12 protein-coding genes are annotated in these 14,658 nt (G+C 72.3%); 6 read left to right on the top strand and 6 right to left on the bottom strand.

The window, feature by feature from the left end; translation table 11 throughout:
* Nucleotides 1-41 precede the first annotated feature (41 nt).
* From IEZ27_RS31365 to IEZ27_RS31375, 3 genes are all read right to left on the bottom strand, one after another.
* Entirely contained in the window at nucleotides 42-1,016 is a 975-nt protein-coding gene (locus tag IEZ27_RS31365) for an aminoglycoside phosphotransferase family protein (RefSeq protein WP_229824518.1), read from the bottom strand.
* A gap of 9 nt (nucleotides 1,017-1,025) precedes the next feature.
* On the bottom strand, nucleotides 1,026-1,688 hold the full coding sequence (locus IEZ27_RS31370) for an HAD family hydrolase (protein WP_189650536.1): 663 nt from the start codon (nucleotides 1,686-1,688) through the stop codon (nucleotides 1,026-1,028).
* A 100-nt stretch (nucleotides 1,689-1,788) separates the two neighbouring features.
* Nucleotides 1,789-3,324 carry a long-chain-fatty-acid--CoA ligase gene (locus IEZ27_RS31375; protein WP_189650537.1) on the bottom strand — a complete coding sequence of 512 codons (1,536 nt, stop codon included), beginning with the start codon at nucleotides 3,322-3,324 and terminating at the stop codon, nucleotides 1,789-1,791.
* A gap of 148 nt (nucleotides 3,325-3,472) precedes the next feature.
* Here IEZ27_RS31375 and IEZ27_RS31380 point away from each other — a divergent pair, with 148 nt between their 5' ends.
* Both IEZ27_RS31380 and IEZ27_RS31385 read left to right on the top strand, forming a co-directional pair.
* Nucleotides 3,473-5,017 (top strand): GMC family oxidoreductase, encoded by a 1,545-nt coding sequence (locus tag IEZ27_RS31380; protein WP_189650538.1) that lies wholly within the window; start codon nucleotides 3,473-3,475, stop codon nucleotides 5,015-5,017.
* Between the two features lie 79 nt (nucleotides 5,018-5,096).
* Nucleotides 5,097-6,350 carry a cytochrome P450 gene (locus IEZ27_RS31385; protein WP_189650539.1) on the top strand — a complete coding sequence of 418 codons (1,254 nt, stop codon included), beginning with the start codon at nucleotides 5,097-5,099 and terminating at the stop codon, nucleotides 6,348-6,350.
* Here IEZ27_RS31385 and IEZ27_RS31390 read toward each other — a convergent pair.
* A complete protein-coding gene (locus IEZ27_RS31390) occupies nucleotides 6,325-7,806 on the bottom strand; it encodes an FAD-dependent oxidoreductase (RefSeq protein ID WP_189650540.1) in 1,482 nt (493 codons plus the stop codon). The genes IEZ27_RS31385 and IEZ27_RS31390 overlap by 26 nt on opposite strands.
* Nucleotides 7,807-7,856: 50 nt before the next feature.
* Here IEZ27_RS31390 and IEZ27_RS31395 point away from each other — a divergent pair, with 50 nt between their 5' ends.
* Entirely contained in the window at nucleotides 7,857-8,543 is a 687-nt protein-coding gene (locus IEZ27_RS31395) for a TetR/AcrR family transcriptional regulator C-terminal domain-containing protein (protein WP_189650541.1), read from the top strand.
* On the opposite strand, the gene IEZ27_RS31400 is transcribed toward IEZ27_RS31395, so the two are convergent.
* On the bottom strand, nucleotides 8,473-9,114 hold the full coding sequence (locus IEZ27_RS31400) for a TetR/AcrR family transcriptional regulator C-terminal domain-containing protein (protein ID WP_189650542.1): 642 nt from the start codon (nucleotides 9,112-9,114) through the stop codon (nucleotides 8,473-8,475). The two genes, IEZ27_RS31395 and IEZ27_RS31400, sit on opposite strands and share 71 nt — an antisense overlap.
* A gap of 45 nt (nucleotides 9,115-9,159) precedes the next feature.
* Here IEZ27_RS31400 and IEZ27_RS31405 point away from each other — a divergent pair, with 45 nt between their 5' ends.
* Nucleotides 9,160-9,564: an ester cyclase gene (locus IEZ27_RS31405; protein ID WP_229824519.1), complete on the top strand. Its 405-nt coding sequence runs from the start codon at nucleotides 9,160-9,162 to the stop codon at nucleotides 9,562-9,564.
* Here IEZ27_RS31405 and IEZ27_RS31410 read toward each other — a convergent pair.
* Nucleotides 9,506-10,810 (bottom strand): MFS transporter, encoded by a 1,305-nt coding sequence (locus IEZ27_RS31410; RefSeq protein ID WP_189650543.1) that lies wholly within the window; start codon nucleotides 10,808-10,810, stop codon nucleotides 9,506-9,508. The genes IEZ27_RS31405 and IEZ27_RS31410 overlap by 59 nt on opposite strands.
* A gap of 89 nt (nucleotides 10,811-10,899) precedes the next feature.
* Between IEZ27_RS31410 and IEZ27_RS31415 the strand changes: the two genes are divergently transcribed.
* Both IEZ27_RS31415 and IEZ27_RS31420 read left to right on the top strand, forming a co-directional pair.
* Nucleotides 10,900-11,757, top strand: coding sequence for an alpha/beta fold hydrolase (locus IEZ27_RS31415; RefSeq protein ID WP_229824520.1), 858 nt, complete (start codon nucleotides 10,900-10,902; stop codon nucleotides 11,755-11,757).
* A gap of 264 nt (nucleotides 11,758-12,021) precedes the next feature.
* The gene (locus IEZ27_RS31420) at nucleotides 12,022-14,355 is read left to right on the top strand and encodes an SCO7613 C-terminal domain-containing membrane protein (protein WP_189650544.1); all 2,334 of its coding nucleotides are present in this window, start codon (nucleotides 12,022-12,024) and stop codon (nucleotides 14,353-14,355) included.
* Nucleotides 14,356-14,658: the final 303 nt, after the last annotated feature.

Genomic DNA, 14,658 nt, shown 5'->3' on the forward strand with positions numbered 1-14,658 from the left:
ACGCGCGAGGGGAGTGGTGCCAGTATGCGGGCATGTCGGTGCTATTGGGCGGAGGCCACGCCGCCGGCCGGGTCGGCCAGGTGTTCCAAGGTTTCGGTGAGGGCCGTCCAGCTCAGCTCGGCGTCGCGGGTGGAGCCGTGCGGCGAGCGGAACCAGGCGACGAACTCGGCCACGTCGTCGAGGCTCCAGCGCAGCCGGTAGAGGCCGAGGGCCGCCGGATCGGGCGTACGGCCGGTGGCGGCGGCGTACCTGGCCAGGTCGGCGGGCGTCCTGGCGACCAGCCACAGGTCCCGTTCGGGCACGGCCAGGCCGACGGTGTCCCAGTCGACCAGCAGGCGGCGGCCCTCGTGCCGGAGCAGGTTGCCGGGGTGCGGTTCGCCGTGGGTGACGACGGGACGGCCGAGGTCGCGTGATCCGCGGTCGAACTCACGCAGCCGGGCTCGCAGGGCTTCGGCATGCCCGGCGACCAGGGCCCTGGCGGGCTCGGCGTACGGCCCGCCGGCCCACGGGCGGCCGGTCTCGGCGAGGGCCCGCTCCAGCTCCGCCCGCCCGGCCGGCTCCAGAGGGCGGGCCGGGACGGACGCGGGCGGGGGCGTGGTGTGCAGCTCGGCCAGCAGGTCGATGACCTCGGCGCGGTCGCGGGCGGTCAGCTCGTCGCCGAACTCGCCGCCGACGCCCTCGACGAACGGGAAGAGGCTCAGCGCGTACCGGGGGCCGAGCGGGCGCAGGAACGCGCCGCCCGCGAGATCGGGCACGGGCGCCACCACGAACCCGAGACCGGTCGCCAGCGCCGCCGCCGTCTCCATGGCCCGCCGCAGCTCCTCGAACGCGCCCTCGGGCTTACGGGCCAGGTCGGCGGCGGTGAGGAACCAGCGCCGCCCGTCGGCGCCGGTCGCGGTCCAGTGGTGGTCGCCGAAGCCCACAGGCGCGTACGTCAGCCCGGCGGCCTCGACCCCCCACGCCTCCAGGGCGGTCACCAGCAGCGATTCGTCGAGATCCGTGGGCCTGTCGCGCATCCGCCCACGCTAGCGAGCGTCCCCGCCTCCGGACATCCGGATTAACGCCTCCACGGCCGCGAGCACGTCGTCCACCGCCAGGTCGGCGGTGGGAGCGGGCACGCCCGTGCCGCGGTCGATCCAGATCGTCCGCAACCCGGCCGCGTGCCCGCCCGCGACGTCCTTGTCCGGATCGTCGCCCACCATCCACCCGCCCTCCAGCACGGCCCCGCAGCGGACGGCGGCGATCTCGAACAGCCGGGTGTCCGGCTTCCGTACGCCCTCCGCGCCGGAGATCGCCCACCCGTCCACCCGCCCGGCCAGACCGGTACGGCGGATCTTGCCTGTCTGGTTGTCGGCCATCCCGTTCGTCACGATCCCGACCGCCCAGCCGGCCGCCCGCAGCCGGTCGAGCCCCGCCAGCACACCGCCCCGGCACTCCACCAGGTACGGCAGCCTGCCCCGGTAGTCCCGCCACAGCTCCCCGACGGGCTCGGCCAGCCCGAACCGCTCGCGTACGCGGGCGAAGAAGACGTCCATCGGCACGGAACCGTCGGCGTCCAGCCGTACCAGCCACCGCACGGCGTCCTGGCCCAGCCCGCGCCCGGCGGCGAACTCGGCGGCCCACAGCCGGAACGCGCCCAGCCGGTCGATCAGCGTGTTGTCCAGGTCGAACAGCGCGAGCGGCGGCATCGGCGTGGTCCGTCCGGTCTCGGTCGGCGAAGGCGCGGGAGGCGGCCGGGGGAGGCGGCCGGGGGAGGCGCGGGGGTGGCCCGCGCCTCCGCCTCGGCGGCTAGCGGAGTTCGCGCTTGAGGATCTTGCCCGTGGCCGTCATCGGCAGGGCGTCGCGGAACTCGATGATCCTCGGGTACTTGTAGGCGGCCATGTTCTCCTTGGCCCAGGCGATCAGCTCGTCCTCGGTGACCGCCGAACCGGCCGTGCGGATGACGTACGCCTTGACCTCCTCGCCGTGCGACGCGTGCGGCACGCCCACGACCGCCGCCAGCGAGACGGCCTCGTGGGTCATGAGCACCTCCTCCAGCTCGCGCGGGTAGACGTTGAAGCCGCCTCGGATGATCATGTCCTTGGCCCGGTCGATGATCGCGTAGTAGCCGTCGGCGTCGCGGGTGGCGATGTCGCCGGTGCGGAACCAGCCGTCGTCGAGCACCTCGGCCGTCGCCTCGGGGCGGCCGTAGTAGCCCTTCATGACGTTGTGGCCGCGGATGGCGATCTCGCCGGGGCCCTCGCCCTCGATCGTCTTCCATTCGCTGTCGATCAGCTTCATCTCCACGCCCCAGACGGGCGTGCCGATCGTGCCGGGCTTGGTGGGACGGCCGAGCTGGTTGAAGCTGGCGACCGGAGAGGTCTCGGACAGGCCGTAGCCCTCCAGGATGCCGAAGCCGAAGGTCTGCTCGAAGTCCCTCAGCACCTCGACCGGCGAGGACGCGCCGCCGGCCACGGCCACCTTCAGGCTGCGCGGCACCTCGGCGCCCTCGGCGTGGATCTTCGTGAGCATGCCCCAGTACATCGTCGGGACGCCGGCGAAGGTCGTCACGTTCTCCTTGCGCATGAGCTCCAGGGCCTCGCCGGGCTCGAAACGCGGCATCAGCACGACCGTCGAGCCGCGCATGAACGCGGTGTTCATGATCGTCGTCTGGCCGAAGGAGTGGAACAGCGGCAACACCGCGAGGTAGGTGTCGCCGCCCTCGCTGCGCGGGAACATCCGGTCGCTGATCAGCGCGTTCATCAGCATGTTCTGGTGGCTGAGCTCGGCGCCCTTGGGCTGGCCGGTGGTTCCGGAGGTGTAGAGGATCACGGCGGTGTCCTCGGGGGCCGTCTGCACGGTCTCGAACTCGGCCGGCACGCCGTTCAGCGCGGCCCACACCGTCTCGCCGTACGGGGACTCGGTGGCCAGCGCCGTGGCGGGCAGCACGAAGAAGTGCTCGCAGCCGTCGGCGGCCTCGAAGCCCGCCTTGCCGCGCTCACCCAGAGGCAGCTCCGGCGAGCCCTCGAAGCAGAACAGCGCCTTGGCGTCGCTGTCGTCGAGGTGGTAGGCGATCTCCCGGCCCTGCAGCAGCACGTTCAGCGGCACGACGGTCGCGCCGGCCTTGAGGATGCCGAAGTAGACGAACGGGAAGTACGGCAGGTTGGGGCAGGCCAGGGCCACCTTGTCGCCCTTGCCGATGCCACGCGACACCAGCAGGCTCGCCACCTGACGGGCGACAGTGTCGATCATGCCGTACGGCAGGCGCATGTCGCCGAAGACGATGGCCGTGCCGTCTGGGTTGTTTCTGGCGCTGTCCTCCAGGACGACCGACAAGTTGAGCATGAACGCCTTCCTCCTCTGTACGCGCTTGCCCGCCATCTTGGCATCAGCCCATACCGACCGGTAGGTAACCCAGGTTACAGATGCATATGGACGTGCCGGCTCACCTGGAGTAAGCAAGTAGGAAGTTACTCACCCCCCTGGAGTGCTCATGGAGTACGACTACGTGATCGTCGGAGCGGGGTCCGCAGGGTGCGTGCTGGCCAACAGGTTGTCGGCGGACGCGGCGGTGTCGGTGGCGCTGGTCGAGGCGGGCGGGCACGACGACAAGCTGGAGATCCGCATGCCCGCGGGCTTCGCCAGGTTGTTCAAGACCGACTACGACTGGAACTTCACGACGGCCAAGCAGAGCGAGATGTCCGGCCGTGAGCTCTACTGGCCGCGCGGCCGGGTGATCGGCGGCTCGTCCTCGCTCAACGCCCAGATGTGGGTGCGCGGCTGCCAGGAGGACTACGACCAGTGGGGTGTGCCGGGCTGGACGTACGACGAGGTCCTGCCCTACTTCACCAGGGCCGAGCAGCGTGTGGGCAGCAACCACGGCGGGGTCTACGGCACCTCGGGCCCGCTCTACATCTCCGAGCTGCGCAGCCCCAACGTCACCACGCACGCCTTCCTGCGGGCCTGCGAGGAGCTGGGCCTGACCCGGCTCGGCGAGCTGAACGGCCGCTCCAACGAGGGCTACTGCCCCACCCCGGTCACTCAGAACCGCGGCCGCAGGTGGAGCTCGGCCGACGCCTACCTGCGCCCGGCCGCCGCCCGGCCCAACCTCACGGTGCTCACCGGCGCGCCGGTGAACCGCGTGGTGTTCGAGGGCACGCGCGCCGTCGGCGTCGAGCACAGCGGCGGAACCCTGATCAGGGCGCGGAGGGAGGTCGTCCTGTCGGCGGGGACGATCGGCTCGCCGTACCTGCTGATGCGCTCGGGGGTGGGCGCGGCCGAGGAGCTGCGCGACGCGGGGGTGCCGATCGTGTGCGAGCTGCCCGAGGTCGGCAAGAACCTCCAGGACCACCTCGCCTCCGGCGTGTACGTCGAGTGCAAGGAGCCGGTGACCCTGACGAAGGCCGAGTCGCTGGTCAACCTGCTGCGCTACATCGTGCTGCGCTCGGGCATGCTCACCACGAACGTCGGCGAGGCGGTGGCGTTCGTCAGGACCTCGGAGGAGGAGCCCGCGCCCGACATCGAGCTCGTCTTCGCCCCCGGGCCGTTCGTCGACCACGGGCTCACCCCCCCGACCGGCCACGGCCTGACCGTCGGCGTCGTGCTGCTGCAGCCGGAGAGCCGCGGCAGGGTCGGGCTGAGCGGCCGGGACGTGCTGATCGACCCCGGCTACCTGAGTGCGGAGGCCGACGTCAAACGGCTGATCGCCGGGCTGAGGACGGCCAAGCAGATCTTCGCGACCAGCGCGATGAAGCGGTACGCGGGCGGGCCGATGGCGCCGTACTGGGGGCCGGAGAGCGACGAGGAGCTGGCCCAGTGGATCCGCGAGCGCGGAGAGACGCTCTACCACCCCGTCGGCACCTGCCGGATGGGCGCCGACGACGCGTCGGTCGTGGACCCCTCGCTCCGGGTGCGCGGCGTCGAAGGGCTCAGGGTGGTGGACGCGTCCGTCATGCCGACGCTCAACCGCGGCCACACCCACGCCCCGGCCGTCATGATCGGCGAGAAGGGCTCCGAGCTGATCCTCCAGAACGGGTGACCCGCGTCCGGGCCGGGCGCCGCGCCCCCGGTCCGGCGGACCTTGACGTAAGTGAGCACTTGCCCAAGGCTTGGCAGGTATGACGCTCTCCGCGGATCCGGACATCTCGCAGATACCGTTCTGGGGGTTGCCGCAGGCCGACCGCATGGAGGCCTTCCGCCGGCTGCGCCGGCTGGATCGGCCCGTCTTCGTGCCGGAGCAGACCGTGCCGTTCATCGGCGGCGGCCCCGGCTACCACGCCCTGGTACGCCATGCCGACGTGACCGAGGCCAGCAGGAACGCGGCCGTCTTCAGCAGCGAGCCGTGCTCCAACAGCATCCCCGACATGCCGCGCTGGCTCAGCGTGTACTTCGGTTCCATGATCAACATGGACGACCCGCGCCACGCCCGGCTGCGCAGGATCGTCTCCAGGGCCTTCACGCCGCGCATCCTGTCCAAGATGGAGGAGGACCTGGCCAGGGCCGCCGCCGAGATCGTGGACGAGGCGATCGAGCGGGGTCCGGGTGACTTCGTGTCGCAGGTCGCCGCCCGGCTGCCCGTACGGGTCATCTGCGACATAATGGGGATTCCGCCGAAATTTCATGACCTGGTGCTTCGGCGGACCAACGTCATCCTCGGCAACGCCGACCCCGAGTACACCGGCATCGACCCCGGCTTCAGCCGCGTCAACGTCGCCCGCGGCCTGGCCAAACTGCTGCACGCCGGCTACTCGCTGAACAGGATGGCCGCCCGCCTCGGCGGCGAACGGCGCAAACGCCCGACGGGCGACCTGGTCAGCCTGCTCGTGGGCGGCGAGGAACGGCTCAGCCCGCAGGAGCTGGGCTCGTTCTTCATCCTGCTGGTGGTGGCCGGCAGCGAGACCACCCGCAACGCCGTCTCCTACGGGCTGAAGCTGTTCACCGACCATCCCGGCCAGCGCGAACTGCTGCTGGCCGACTTCGACGGGCGCATCGGCAAGGCGTGCGACGAGATCGTGCGCTACGCGACCCCGGTGATCCAGTTCCGCCGTACGCTGACCCGTGACCACGAGATGAACGGCGTGCCGTACAAGAAGGGCGACAAGGTGCTGCTCTTCTACAACTCGGCCAACCGCGACGAGTCCGTCTTCACTGACCCGGACACGTTCGACATCACCCGCGACCCCAACCCGCACGTCGGCTTCGGCGGGCCGGGGCCCCACTACTGCCTGGGCGCCCACCTGGCACGCAGGGAGATGAGCGTGATGTTCCGCGAGTTGTTCACCCGCCTGCCCGGCATCCGGACGACCGGCGAGCCGGACTTCCTGCTGTCGAACTTCATCAACGGCATCAAGCACCTGCCGTACACGTTCTGACCGCCTCGGCCAGGCCCTCCTCGCCGCGCCAGGCCACGAATCCGTCGGGCCGCACCAGCACCGTCCCGTACGGCCAGCCGTCGATCACGTGCACCGGCACGCCGGGGTCGCCGTCCACCGGCGTCCCGGTGAACACGCTGAAGTCGGTGCCGACCAGGTCGAGGCTGGAGCGCTCGCCGACCCGCACGTGCGGCAGCCGCGAGCCGGGCGAGCCGTCGAGGCACAGTGCCACGTCCTCGGTCGAGGGCAGTCCCTCGACCGCCGACGCGCCGCCGTACCGGTAGCCGACGTGCACGACCGGCGCGTTCACCGCGCCCGCCTCCGCCCTGAGCCGGGCCGCCTCCGGGCCGTGGCCGAAGTGCATGCGCAGGTCCCGCATCCGCAGCAGCGACTGCTCCAGCGCCAGTTGCGCGACCGGCCGCCGCTCGTCGTGGTAGGTGTCCAGCAGCGCCGGGGCCGACCGGCCGGACAACACCCGGGCCAGCTTCCAGGCCAGGTTGTGCGCGTCGGCGACACCCGTGTTCAGCCCGAACGCGCCCGTGGGCGGCACGGCGTGGGCCGCGTCGCCGACCAGGAAGACCCGCCCCCGCGAGAACCGGTCGGCGACCTGGCCGCGAGCCCGCCAGCCGAGCACGCTGACGATCTCCAGCTCCAGGCCGGGGTCGCCGATCGCGGTCCTGACCAGGTCGGGGTGCGGTTCCTGGGCGGTGTGGAAGACCCATTCGGTCTTGCCGTCGATGGCCATGATCATCCCGGGGGCCTCCGGGGTGGTGATCTCGGCGAGCGCGAAGCCGTACTCGCCGGTCAGGTGGCCGAGGTCGGCGTGGAACATGACGTTGTGCAGCTCGGGGCCGAGCGGGCCGGGGCCGGTCACGCCGATGCCGAGCGTCTCGCGTACCTTGCTGCGCACGCCGTCGGCCGCGATCAGGTAGCGGGCGCGCAGGGTGCGGGGGCCGCCGGGGCCGGACACGACCGCCGTCACGCCGTCGGCGTCCTGCTCCACGGAGAGCAGTTCGGTGTCGTACGCGACGTGCGCGCCGCGCTCGCGGGCGGCGTCGAGCAGCACCCGGTCCAGCCGGTTCTGCGGGCAGACGCCGCGCAGCCTGGCCGGGCTGTAGGTCATGGTGTCGAACGCCCGCGTCCGGGCGGGCAGGTCGGCCGCGAGCGTGGCGAGGTCGGCGCCGGCGAGCGTGTCCACGGTGATCTTGCCGAGGACCGCGCCGGTCATGTCGACGGCCACCTCGTTCACCGCCTGCTCCAGGCCCACCTCGCGCAGCAGCTCCATCGTGCGCGGGCCGATCCCGGTGGCCCGCGGGTGCGCCCGGGGGCCGGGCTCGCGCTCGACGACCAGGGCGCGGACGCCGTGGCGGGCCAGGAACACGGCCGCGCTCAGCCCGACGCTGCCGCCGCCCGCGATCAGCACGTCATGAACTTCTGGGAACACTGTATCCGTCATGGGAACACTGTAACCACAGGCGTACGATGATGGCCAGAGGGGGTGGCCGGATGTCATTGGTGTGGAGCCGCGAACCTTACGCGCCCAAGCGTCATGCCCTGAGCGTCGAGGCGATCGTGCGGGCCGCGCTCGCGGTCGCCGACGCCGAGGGGCTGGACGCGGTGTCCATGCGCCGGGTGGCGGGCGAGGTCAAGTCGGGCACCACCTCGCTCTACCGCTACCTGGCCAACCGCGACGAGCTGCTCGACCTGATGGTCGACGCGGTCTGGGGCGAGGGCGCGCCGGGCCCGCTGACCGGCGACTGGCGGGCCGACCTGGCCCAGGTGGCCCGCGACCAGCGCGCGAGCGTGCTGCGCCATCCGTGGCTGGCGGCGCTGATGTCGAGCAGGCCGGCGCTCGGCCCCAACTCGTTGCGGCGGGTCGAGCACGCCCTGTCCGCCGCCCGTTCCCTGACCGCCGACATCACGCGGGCGACCGCCGTGATCGGGGTGATCGGCGACTACGTGCTCGGCGCGGTGGCCAAGGAGCTGGCCGAGGGGGAGGCGCGGCGGCGTACCGGGTTGTCGGAGGAGGAGTGGCGCGACTCGATCTCCCCCTACATCCGCGAGGTGATGGCGAGCGGCGCCTACCCGCAGTTCAACCGGCGGGTGGCCGAGGCCGACGACCTCAGCTTCGGCGACCAGTTCGAGTTCGGGTTGTCGTGCCTGTTGCGGGGGTTCGCGGAGCAAGTCCGCTGAGCAGGGCGGCGACGGCCAGGTCGAAGCGCTCCCGGTGGTCCTCGGGCGTGCCGAGGCCGTCGGCGACCGCCCGCGCCAGCACCGGATAGTCCGCCAGGTCCAGATCGGGCTGGTCCGGGCTGTCCGGGCCCGCCTCGGCCAGCGTGTGCCCGATCACGAACGTGGACAGCGCGTTGATCACGTGCAGCGCCTCCCTGGCGGTGAAGCCCGCCTCCGTGAGCGCGGCGGCGGCGCGTTCGACCAGGCCGAGCGCGCCGGGCGTGGCCACCGGCCTGATCGCCACCACCGGCATGAGCGCCGGATGCCGCAGCAGCTCGGCCCTGATCGACTCGGCGAACGCCTTCCCCCACACCCGCCAGTCGCCCGCAGGCTCGACCGTGACGCGGGAGAGCACCAGCTCGACCAGCCCGTCGAGCACCGCGTCCTTGTTCGGCACGTAGTAGTAGAGCGTCATCGCCTCCACGCCCAGCGCCTTGCCCAGCTTGCGCATGGACAGCCCGGCCGCGCCCTCCCGGTCGAGGAGCTCCAGTGCCGCCTCCAGCACCCGCTCTCTTGACATCCGCTCTCTCATACACCGTAAGATACTCGCGTCTTACACCGTAAGAGAGGGTCGATCGTGGTCACCGAGTTCATCGCCGCCATCAACGAACGCCGCCTCGACGACCTGGCCGCCTACATGGCTCCGGACGTCGTCGACCACAACAAGATCATCTTTGGCGAGCCGGACGAGCCCGGAGCCGCCTTCGAGGGCATCCGGATGCAGCTCGACGCGTTCGACCCGTTCCACATCGAGGTCGAGGAGGTCGTCGCAGAAGGGGAGAAGGCGGTCGCCAGGATCCGCATGACCGGCGTGCACTCCGGCACGCACCCCCGCATGCCCGTGCCCACGGGCCGGAGCTTCGAGGTCGAGGCGATCTTCCTGTTCACCCTGCGCGAGGGGCGGATCAGCGAGATCCGCGCGGTCAGCGACCGGCTGGGTCTGTTCCTCCAGCTGGGCTGGGACTGGCCGGAGACCGACTGACCCGCCCGGCCGCCAGCGCCAGCGGCAGCAGCGCGCCCGCCAGCGCCAGCCCGGCCGCCACCAGTAACATCGCCGACACCCCCGACCGGTACGGCGCCGCCAGCACCGCCACGCCCACCGCCGTGCCGACCTGCTTGAGCGTGTTCACCGTCCCGGTGGCCATGCCCACCTGGTCCATGGGCGCGGTCAGGCCCACCTGGTTGGCCACGACGTTGCCCGCGCCGAGCCCCAGACCGCCGAGGAACAGCCCGATCATGATCGGCGTCCACCGGTCGGCCGCCGGGATCGCCATGACCAGCAGCGCCACCGTGATCAGCGCCGGGCCCGCCGCGATCAGCACGCCCATGGGCCAGCGGTGCAGGACCCGGCCGACCGCGATCGGGCCGATGACGGCGGCCACGCTGAAGGCCAGGAAACGTACCCCGGCCTCGACGGGGCTCGCCTCCAGCGGGCCCTGCACGTACAGGGTGAGATAGGTGAAGCCGCCCAGCAGTGCGGCCAGCATGAGCAGCGTGGTGGCCGAGCCGACCGCGAACACCCGGTTCGCGAACAGCCCGAAGTCGATCATCGGGGCCGCCGAGCGCCGCTCGACCAGCACGAACGCCGCCAGCAACACCAGCCCGGCCACCAGCAGCAGCGGCAGGTCGTGGATCAGCGCCGGGATGATCGCGAACAGGGCCGCGGCGACCAGCAGCACGCCGAGCGGGTCCAGGTGCCCCCTGCCGCGCGACTCGGCGACCCGCTGCCGCAGCGCCACCAGCACGAACAGGCCGATCGGCAGGTTGATCAGGAAGATCGCCCGCCAGCCGAACCCCGCCGTCAGCACGCCGCCCACCACCGGGCCCAGCGTCATCGCCAGGCCCGAGACCGCGCTGAAGATCCCTAGTGCCCTGCCCCGCGCCGGGCCCTCGGGGTAGACCGAGGCGATGAGCGGGGTCGTGGTGCCGTACAGGGCGGACGCGCCCAGGCCCTGGACGCCTCTGGCCACGTCCAGCAGGGGAGCCGTGGGAGCCAGGGCGCAGGCCAGCGATGCGAGCGTGAAGACCGCCACGCCGATGGCCAGCATCCTGCGGCGGCCGTACCGGTCGGCCAGCACCCCGGCGGGCAGCAGGACGGCGGCCAGCGTCAGCGCGTACGCGTCCACCACCCACTGCACTTCGGCCAGGCTCGCGCCCAGGCTCGCGCGGATGTCGGGCAGCGCGATCGTCACGGCGGTCAGGTCGACCACCACGAGCACGATGGTCATCGAAGCGAGAGCGAGAACCCATCCCCGTCGCATGCCGTCTCCTCATGATGAGAGGCCCCTTGTGTAGTGGTACTCCCGGAAGAGGGCGAATGCTAGGTTTCGCAGTCATGGAGATCAGGACGATCCACGCCAACGGTGTGGAGTTCGCGTATCTGACCGTGGGGGAGGGGCCGCTGGCGTTGTGCCTGCACGGGTTCCCCGACACCGCGCACACCTGGCGGCACCTGATGCCCGCGCTGGCCGAACGAGGCTACCGCGCGGTCGCGCCGTTCACCCGCGGCTACGCGCCCACCGAGGTCCCGGCCGACGGCGCGTACGAGGAGGCGGCGCTGGTCGCCGACGTGCGCGCGCTGCACGAGGAACTCGGCGGCGACGCGAACGCCGTCATCGTCGGACACGACTGGGGGGCCTTCCCCGCCTACGCCCTGGCCGGGCGCTTCCGCCGGGCCGTCGCCCTCGCGGTGCCGCCGCCGGGCGCGCAGCTTCCGGGGTTGATGGCGTACGAGCAGCTCCAGCGGTCGTTCTACATCTTCCTCTTCCAGACCGTGCTGGGTGAGGCCGCCGTCGCGGACCCGGCGTTCATCGAACGGCTGTGGCGGGACTGGTCGCCCGGCTACGACCCGACCGAGGATCTGGCGTTCGTCCGGCGCAGCCTCGGCGAGTCCGCCAACCAGGGCGCGGCCATCGGCTACTACCGTGCGGCGCTCGGCACCACGCCACCCTCGGGCCGCTACCCGGACGTCGACCCGGCCACCGCCGGCCCGGTCCTCTACCTGCACGGTGAGCGGGACGGCTGCATGGGCGTGGAGATGGCCAAGAGCGCGGCCGAGCACCTGCCGGCGGGGTCGCGCGTCGAACAGGTGGCGGACGCGGGCCACTTCCTGCACCTGGAGCGGCCCGCCGAGGTCAACCGCCTCATCCTCGACTGGCTCGGCCCCGCCTCCTGAGCGGCGATCACCGGGTGCCGCCCCGACAGGCCCACCCGGATCGCCTCCTCGCCCAGGAACCCGGCGCCGTCGAACGCCGGCCGGATGGCGGTCGCACCGGTAACCGATGACAGTGCTTCGCAAGGACGTCACGGTGCAATATGGGTCATCTTGTCAGGCTCAAACGGAGTATCGGTGCGTGGAAGTATGAAGTGTCCGGACTGCGGGGCGATGTTGTCCGACACCGGGCTCCAGGAGCCGGTCTCCAGATGCCCGAGGTGTGCGTTGCCTCTTCAGGGTCCCGTCGCGCACGAGCTGTGGCAGGTGGACCAGACTCTCGCCAGGCTGGGGGATCAGCTCGCCGGGCTGCGGGCCCGCCGTACGGAACTGCTCGGCGCCCTGCGTGCCGAAGCGGCGGGTCAGGGAGCGGCGCACGCGCCGCCGCCGTACCCGGCGGCGGCCGGATCCGGGGTTGCGGGCCCTGGCGTCCCGAGGCCGGAGGTGTCCACGGGCACCGCGAAGAACGTCCTGCTCATCCTCGGCGGCCTGCTGCTGACCGTGGCGGCGGCGGTGTTCACCGTGGTGAGCTGGGGGCAACTGGGCATAGGCGGGCGCGCGGCCGTGCTGGCAGCGTTCACCGCGCTGGTCATGCTGGCGCCGGTCATGCTGATCCGGCGCGGGCTCACCGCGACGGCCGAGACCATGGCCGGGTTGGCGGTCGCGTTGCTGCTGCTCGACGGCTACGCCGCCAGGCGGGTGGGACTCCTTGGGGCCGACTCCCTCGACGCGTTGCACTACACGGCGGGCGTGCTCGGGCTGACCGCGCTGATCCTGGTGGCCTACGCCCGGGTCACCCGGCTCCGCGGCCCTGCTCCCGTCGCCGTGGTGCTGGCGCAGCCGGTCCTGCCGCTGCTGACCGGAGACTGGTCGGAGACCTGGCTGGTGGCCATGCTGGTGGCGACGGCGGCGCTGGACGTCGTCCTGGTCCGCCACGGCCGGGGAGCGGTGCGGGTGACGGCCGGTTCGACCGGCAGCGCGGTCGCGGTCCTCGCCCTGCTGGGCGGCGTGCCGTACGCGCTGGGATCTCCTTCCGTCGCTCAGGCGCTGGTCAGCTCGGCGCCATTGGTCGGACTGGCGCTGCTCGGCGGGTTGGTGACATGGCTGCTGGCCAGGCGGGGCGACGCCGAGCGGGAGATCTGGGCCGCCGCGGTCGCCGTCGGAACCGTGCTCACGCTGATCGCCGTACCGGCGGCGCTGGCGCAACCGATGCTGGACGGTCCGGGCACGGACTGGCGTCCCCTGGCCTACCTCGTCCCGGCACTCGTGGTGGTGCTCGCCGCTGACCGGCTGCCCTGGCGGCGGGTACGGCCGGCGGGCATGGCCACCGGCGGGCTGGTGGCGCTGCTGACCACGCTGACACTGCTGCCTCGGCTCGTGGTCACCCTGGCGGCGCCGTTCGCCTGGCTGGACGTGTTGTGGACGGGCACCTGGAACGGGCGGGAGCGGCAGCCGTTCGAGCCGGCGTCGCCGGCGGACGTGGTGGTGCTGGCCGTGCTGGCGACCGGCCTCCTGGCGGCGACCGCCAGGGGCGCCGGCGGGTGGCCGATGAAAGGGGAGGCCGGGGGCGGCAGTGGGCGGTTGACGAGGGTGGCCGTGGTCGGCGCGCTGGTGGCCGGGGCGCTCGTGATCGCGGTCGCCCCTCAGGCCTTCGGGATGCCCTACCCGGTCGCGACGGCGGTGCAGGTCGCGCTCGCCGTCGCGCCGACGGTGGCCGCCACCCTGGGCCGGGCGCCGTGGTGGGCGTTGGCCTGCGCGCTCGTCGCCGCCCCAGCCTCGGTACGGGCGGCGGCGTACGCGTTCGGCAGCGAGCCGGCGACGCTGATCGTGTTGCCGATCCTGGCGGTGGCGGCCGTGGCGATGGCGCTGCGGGCCGGGCTGACGGGTCTCCGGCTCTGGGGAGTGGGCTTCGCCGCCCTGTTCCTCGGCTTGGAGGCGGTGGCGGCGGGGTTCTCGCTGGGCGTGCGCGTCCCGATCGCGGGAAGCATGGGGTTCGCCGTGGCCGGGGTGCTGGTGCTGCTCGTGTCGCTGTGGGCGGGCTCGGCCGACCGGGGGAACGGCCTGAGGTACACCGGCGCCGTCCTGCTGTTGCTGGCGTCGTGGCTGCGGCTGGGGGCCGACGAGGTCACCGTCGTCGAGGCGTACACGGTGCCGTGCTCGCTGGTCCTGCTCGGATCCGGCTGGTGGCGGCGGCGCGGTGCGGTGGTCTCGTCGTGGGCCGCCTACGGGGCGGGTCTCTCCGTCACGATGCTGCCCAGCCTGGTGGCGGTCTACGCGGACACCGAATGGCGGCGGTCGTTGGTGCTCGGCGTGCTGGCGCTGGCGGTGCTGCTCGCCGGGGTCCGGTTCAAGCTCCAGGCGCCCACGTCGATCGGAGCGGTCGTGGTCGCCGGCGTCGTGGTGCGGGAACTGGCTCCGTACGTGTCGGAGATGTTCCTCGCGGTGCCGCGCTGGGTGCCGATCGCCGTGGGCGGCCTGCTGCTCGTGGTGGTGGGGGCGACGTACGAGGCCCGCATGCGCGACCTGCGCCGGTTGCGTGACACCTTCGCGACGATGGGTTGACGCCCGGCTGGGCGGGTTGGGGCCGGTCGTACGTCAGTGGCGGTGTCAGTGCGGCGATGGTCCGGTGTCAGGGTGGTCGGCGATGGTTGGCGCATGAAGGGTTCGGCGATGCGGCCTCCGGGTCGCGAACCGGGCCCGCCGAACATGAGTCCACAGGAGAGCATCATGCAGACGTTCGACACCCCCGCCGTCATCCGCGCCGTCCTGGACGTCCCCGCGGGACGCGTCCGGTTCGTCGCCGCCGACCGGGCCGACACCACGGTCGAGGTCCGGCCCGCGAACGCCTCGAAGAGCCGTGACGTG

It is taken from the genome of Nonomuraea spiralis (assembly GCF_014648435.1).
In the GTDB taxonomy this organism is placed as follows: Bacteria; Actinomycetota; Actinomycetes; order Streptosporangiales; family Streptosporangiaceae; genus Nonomuraea; species Nonomuraea spiralis.